Source organism: Bacillus sp. EB01, from assembly GCF_000613125.1.
GTDB lineage: Bacteria > Bacillota > Bacilli > Bacillales > Cytobacillaceae > Bacillus_D.
Window position 1 is genome coordinate 5,169,108 of sequence record NZ_HG964497.1, and the last position, 5,121, is coordinate 5,174,228.

Consider the following 5,121-nt stretch of genomic DNA (forward strand, 5'->3'; position numbering starts at 1 on the left):
CCCGCCGACACGGTTAGCCAGCTGGCAATTCAGACAACGGACCGCGGCAAGCAGGGTGCGCTTATGGACCTAGTTAACACGCACCGGCCCTTTATGGCAGTTGTGTTTTGCCGTACAAAACGGCGGGTAGGCAGGCTTTATGAAGTTCTAAAGTCTAATAAATTTTCCTGCGATGAATTGCATGGGGACCTATCCCAGGCTAAACGTGAGCAGGTAATGAAGAGATTCCGGAATTCTGAATTTCAGCTATTGATTGCAACAGATGTTGCTGCACGTGGGCTTGATGTTGAGGGTGTAACCCATGTATTCAATTATGATATACCTGAAGATGCAGAAAGCTATGTCCACCGGATTGGACGGACAGGCCGTGCGGGGACTAAGGGACTTGCAATTACTTTATATACTGATGCCGATTCGCAGCTTCTTCGTTCCATTGAGAAGGAATTAAATATACGGATCAAAAAACAGGAGCTCGAATCGGGTAAAAAGGATGACTCTTCAAAAAAGGATGACAGACCTAGAGGTCAAGCGGATAAAAAGAAATCTGACCGTCCGGAAAAGCCTAAAAGAGGCGGGAAATCCAACGGACCAGGAAGATCTTCATCCCCTGAACAGCACCGCTCCAACCGCGGGAAGCAGAATAAGGAAAAGCCGCCTGGCCGCGGTAGATCAACCAATAAGGCTTCCGTAAAAGGAAAGAGAAGATAAACCTAGATTAGTAACCATATTTAATGTTACTATCAATGTTGACATGTATTTATCAGAGAACTGGTTTAATGGCCAGCTAATGGGAGAGAAGCATGGAAGATTGGATTAACTCAATAATGAATGAATTTGGATACCTTGGTGTCTTTTTGCTTATTGCACTCGAAAATATCTTTCCTCCGATTCCGTCCGAGGTGATATTGACTTTTGCCGGCTACATGACCTTAAGTACGGAAATGACTGTGGCTAACGTTATTTTTGTGTCGACCGCAGGGTCGGTTACCGGAGCTGTCATCCTATATGGAATTGGCTTGCTTTTAGATGTAGAACGTCTTGAGAAAATCATTGACCGGTGGGGGAAAGTGCTTCGCCTGACCAGGAAAGATATACATAAAGCCGATGCCTGGTTCGATAAATATGGGCCATGGACAGTGTTTTTCTGCAGGCTGATTCCGTTAATCAGAAGCTTGATTTCAATTCCTGCAGGGATGTCCAATATGAAATTTTGGCTATTTCTTATCCTGACTACCGCAGGTACATTGATTTGGAATACTCTTCTGGTCAATGCTGGAGCGATTCTGGGGGAAAACCGGCATAAGATTGTAGAGTATATGGACATCTTCTCAAATGTTGTTTATGTATTAATAGTTCTTGCCTTCATCTATTTTGTTGTGAGATTCGTCAAAAGCCGCAAGTAGAAAAAGGGCTCCCGCTATTGTAAGCAGGAGCCCTTTTGTTATTTGTTTTCAAGATGTATATGCTCAAAGATATCTTCGCTTGAGTGACGAACAAGGATAGAATGCCCGATATTCTCCAGACCTTGCAGGTTTTCATTATGATGTGCAATAATCTGGCTGGCACTCAGAACTTTATTGTCAGTTGTGGAGTGTGCGTCAGCAACAAGTGTTACATCATATCCCAAGGTAGTTGCCCGCCGGCACGTTGTATCTATGCAAAATTCTGTTTTACAACCGATGACAATGATGTGATTGATATCCAGCGTGACTAAATAATCATTAAGGCTTGTTTGATAAAACGCATCAGTTGATTTTTTGGGAATGACAGTGTCATCCTTCAAGGGTGCTATAAAAGGGTGAACCTGGTACTCCATTGTTCCTGGATCCGCAACGTCCGTATCAATAATGTAGATAATCGGAATGTCCTTCACCCTTGCTTTATCAATTACTGTTTTCATGGTGGTTAAAAACACTTCCTTATTAAAAACAGGCCCCAACTCAAACCCTTCGACAATACCAACCTGTGCATCTATTACCAGTAATGCCGAATTCCCCATTTGCCAACCTCCCTCTATAAATGTTACCGCTACCTACATTTTAATTGATTGATGATGATTAGACTATGAAGCCAGCTCAATAATTTTTAAAGGAGCTGGCTGCAATCGGTAAGAACGAAAATAATAATCGAACCCTTGCAAGGGCAAGGGTTAAAAAGGTACTGATTATGAGCGCTCCGTCGTCCTGAATGAATTTCTAGTAACATCCGGCTCTGCGGCATCCTTTGCTGCAAGGTGGGTCTTTACCTTTAATTCATCTCGTTCTTTCCTTACCTTTTTTAAATCCTTCTTCAAACGATATATTCTTGCCTCACCAATAGCAGCAGTAATGATGACGCCTGCCAATAATGAACCTAAAACAATGAGGATTAGAGGCCATTGGGCGGTTCCGAAGTAATAATCAACTTTGACTGGTTCGACATTTAGTACAGCGAACAAAGCAATTATCAATGCAAATACTAAAGCAAGTAAAAGGCTCCATTGTGTTTTCACATACTTCCCTCCTCAAAACACGCTTTGTTAATCTAAGGATACCCGGGACGAGGAAAGAGAAAACAAAAAAAGAACTTCTGCAATTTTACAGAAGTTCTTTGGTATGGAGACTATCGGGATCGAACCGACGACCTCTTGCATGCCATGCAAGCGCTCTCCCAGCTGAGCTAAGCCCCCGTATTTTCATGTAGGCCATACCGAAATAAAGCTACAAGAAAGATTATAGCCACTCTAAGGATTGTTTGCAAGAGAAAATTTTATTTTCTTTGATATATGTTTTAAGGTTATTAATAAAAGGAAGTGCGGATGCACTTCCTTTAATTGATACTTTCAATTTCAACCCTTTTTATGCCATCAAGTTCGGAAATGAGATTATATACTTGCGTGGTTTTTAGCTTCAGGTCAACAGCGATTTGGAGATTAACTTGATGGTCACCGTCGCTCAGGTCCTTTATTCTAATTTTCCGTAAAATATACTTTTGGTTATAAATAAAATCTATTAGTGCATCAATTTGGTGCCGCTCTGATACATGTAGTTGCAGCACGATTTCTTTTTCACGCAACTGTTTTGGACCGATTATTTTCATGATAAAGGGCATAAATTCTACACTGAATATTAGAAGTGCAACTCCCGCAAATGCCTCCAAATAAAATCCAGCACCAACTGCGATCCCTATTCCGGCAGCTCCCCATATCATTGCTGCTGTTGTAAGCCCGGAAATGCTGTCATTGCCTCGGCGAAGTATTACTCCAGCACCAAGGAAACCAATCCCCGAAACGATTTGTGCAGCAAGACGAAGAGGATCCATTGTTATGTTTACTGCTCCAACATGGGCGTTATAAGCAGATTCAATCGAGACGATCGTTAATAAACAACTTACAATAGATATAACAAGGCTTGTTTTTAAGCCAACCGGTTTTCTCTTTAATTCTCTTTCCAGCCCAATAACTAATCCAAGAACTGCTGAAATCCCTAATTTGAACAATATTTCTGTATCAACTGCACTCATGTCTAATCTCCATCCCATCTCTCTAAATTCACAAATTGTTATAATATAATAGAATTATGCAGCAAAAGCGGGTAAAATACATAACATGCATTTTACATATAACTTCAAAGGAGTCAGTCATGAAACCAATCATCAACCCATATGCAGCGCTGGCAATTGGTGTAATAACCGTTTCTGCGTCAGCGATATTTGTAAAACTTAGTCATTCACCATCTGGTGTAATTGCATTCTACCGCCTATTCTTTTCCGTTCTATTCATGTTGCCGCTGTTCCTGGCAAAATACACGAAAGAACTTCAGAGAATAACAAAGCGAGATTGGCTTTTTACCACTATTTCCGGAGTATTGCTGGCCTTTCACTTTATCCTTTGGTTCGAATCTTTAAACTACACTTCAGTTGCTAGTTCAACAGTCCTGGTAACTTTACAGCCATTGTTCGCCTTTATAGGTGCATACTTTTTCTTTAAAGAAAAAATAACAGTTGGCGCAATAATTAGCGGGATTATCGCTATTATTGGGAGCTTCATTATTAGTTGGGGTGACTTCCAGATAAGTGGAATGGCTCTTTTGGGTGATATTCTTGCATTAATCGCTTGTGCGTTCATTACTGGATATTTGTTGTTCGGGCAAACTGTCAGGCAAAGACTGTCATTGATTACATATACTTTCCTTGTATATTCAATCAGTACAATAACCTTATTTATGTATATAGTTTTTAAAGGTGAACCGTTAATGCCTGAAGTAAAGCTGGATTGGTTATATTTTATTTTGCTTGCGATATTTCCAACTCTCCTTGGACACAGCCTGTTTAACTGGGTAGTAAAATGGCTGAGCACAACAACGATTTCCATGGCGATTCTGCTCGAGCCAGTAGGCGCAACCATTATGGCCTATTATATATTGAACGAAACTGTTACTTGGTCGCAAATAGTCGGAGGAATTGTTGTAATCTTTGGGCTTTCACTTTTTATTATTGATGAAAGGAAATTGCGGTTAAAGAATCCTTCATCTCCATTATAAGAAGTATACAACGGGTAGCTGCCTATACGCCAAACCAGAGGGAAGGTTCTATTGTATCTGGCGGGAGAGGGCGGAATCAAAATTTCATGGAATATAAAATGTTGCTGAACATAAAGTCGAAGAACTGAGATTGCGTTAAGCAGTAGCCTGGAAGGCCTTCTTCTGAAACGGGATTTATCTCCTGTCTCGGAAGAAGGAAAAAACAGGTTACCCTCACTGCCCGAGAAGATAACCGATTGGAGGAAGAGTCTAAGCGATTAGCTTGCTTGAAGAATCATTAGAGGGTGACGAGTATTTTTGAATGGGGTGTAAAGGGAAATTCCGTAGAAACAAAAAAAGTTTTAAAATTATATTGCAAACATTTCTTAAGCGTGTTATATTTGTTCATGTCCTCTTCGAGAGGCGCTATTTTAAAAAAGTTAATTGCTTTTAAAAAGGCGGTTGACAGCTTTAAAAAAGATATGATATAGTAACTAAGTCGTTAAGGCGACAAGCATTCCGATTAGATAATATTGCTCTTTGAAAACTAAACAAACAAGCGTCAACAAACAATAATATTTTGATGGCTTCGGCCATCAGCCAACGTAACTTTATGAGCTAA

The 5,121-nt window shown here is 40.5% G+C and carries 6 protein-coding genes and 1 tRNA gene; 3 read left to right on the plus strand and 4 right to left on the minus strand.

All coding sequences use genetic code 11. The features are described from left to right. Both TY16_RS24365 and TY16_RS24370 read left to right on the plus strand, forming a co-directional pair. Positions 1-708, plus strand: a 708-nt coding sequence (locus tag TY16_RS24365; RefSeq protein WP_043934294.1) for a helicase-related protein, incomplete at its 5' end; no start/stop codon positions are given. 92 nt (positions 709-800) lie between these two features. Beyond that, a complete protein-coding gene (locus TY16_RS24370) occupies positions 801-1,403 on the plus strand; it encodes a DedA family protein (protein ID WP_043934295.1) in 603 nt (200 codons plus the stop codon). A 38-nt stretch (positions 1,404-1,441) separates the two neighbouring features. Here TY16_RS24370 and TY16_RS24375 read toward each other — a convergent pair whose 3' ends face one another. The 4 genes from TY16_RS24375 to TY16_RS24390 all read right to left on the minus strand — a co-directional run bounded on the left by TY16_RS24375 (position 1,442) and on the right by TY16_RS24390 (position 3,501). Beyond that, positions 1,442-1,999 carry a cysteine hydrolase family protein gene (locus TY16_RS24375; RefSeq protein WP_043934296.1) on the minus strand — a complete coding sequence of 186 codons (558 nt, stop codon included), beginning with the start codon at positions 1,997-1,999 and terminating at the stop codon, positions 1,442-1,444. Between the two features lie 165 nt (positions 2,000-2,164). Then, positions 2,165-2,491 carry a LapA family protein gene (locus TY16_RS24380; RefSeq protein ID WP_043934297.1) on the minus strand — a complete coding sequence of 109 codons (327 nt, stop codon included), beginning with the start codon at positions 2,489-2,491 and terminating at the stop codon, positions 2,165-2,167. Between the two features lie 104 nt (positions 2,492-2,595). Next, positions 2,596-2,668 (minus strand) — tRNA-Ala (locus tag TY16_RS24385). Between the two features lie 140 nt (positions 2,669-2,808). Then, on the minus strand, positions 2,809-3,501 hold the full coding sequence (locus TY16_RS24390; RefSeq protein WP_043934298.1) for an MgtC/SapB family protein: 693 nt from the start codon (positions 3,499-3,501) through the stop codon (positions 2,809-2,811). Positions 3,502-3,620: 119 nt separating this feature from the next. Here TY16_RS24390 and TY16_RS24395 point away from each other — a divergent pair, with 119 nt between their 5' ends. Next, positions 3,621-4,520 carry a DMT family transporter gene (locus tag TY16_RS24395; RefSeq protein WP_043934299.1) on the plus strand — a complete coding sequence of 300 codons (900 nt, stop codon included), beginning with the start codon at positions 3,621-3,623 and terminating at the stop codon, positions 4,518-4,520. Positions 4,521-5,121: the final 601 nt, after the last annotated feature.

Coding starts and splice junctions, on each gene's coding strand:
- TY16_RS24370 (WP_043934295.1), top strand. CDS start 801: ATGGAAGATTGGATTAACTCAATAATGAATGAATTTGGATACCTTGGT.
- TY16_RS24375 (WP_043934296.1), bottom strand. CDS start 1,999: ATGGGGAATTCGGCATTACTGGTAATAGATGCACAGGTTGGTATTGTC.
- TY16_RS24395 (WP_043934299.1), top strand. CDS start 3,621: ATGAAACCAATCATCAACCCATATGCAGCGCTGGCAATTGGTGTAATA.
- TY16_RS24390 (WP_043934298.1), bottom strand. CDS start 3,501: ATGAGTGCAGTTGATACAGAAATATTGTTCAAATTAGGGATTTCAGCA.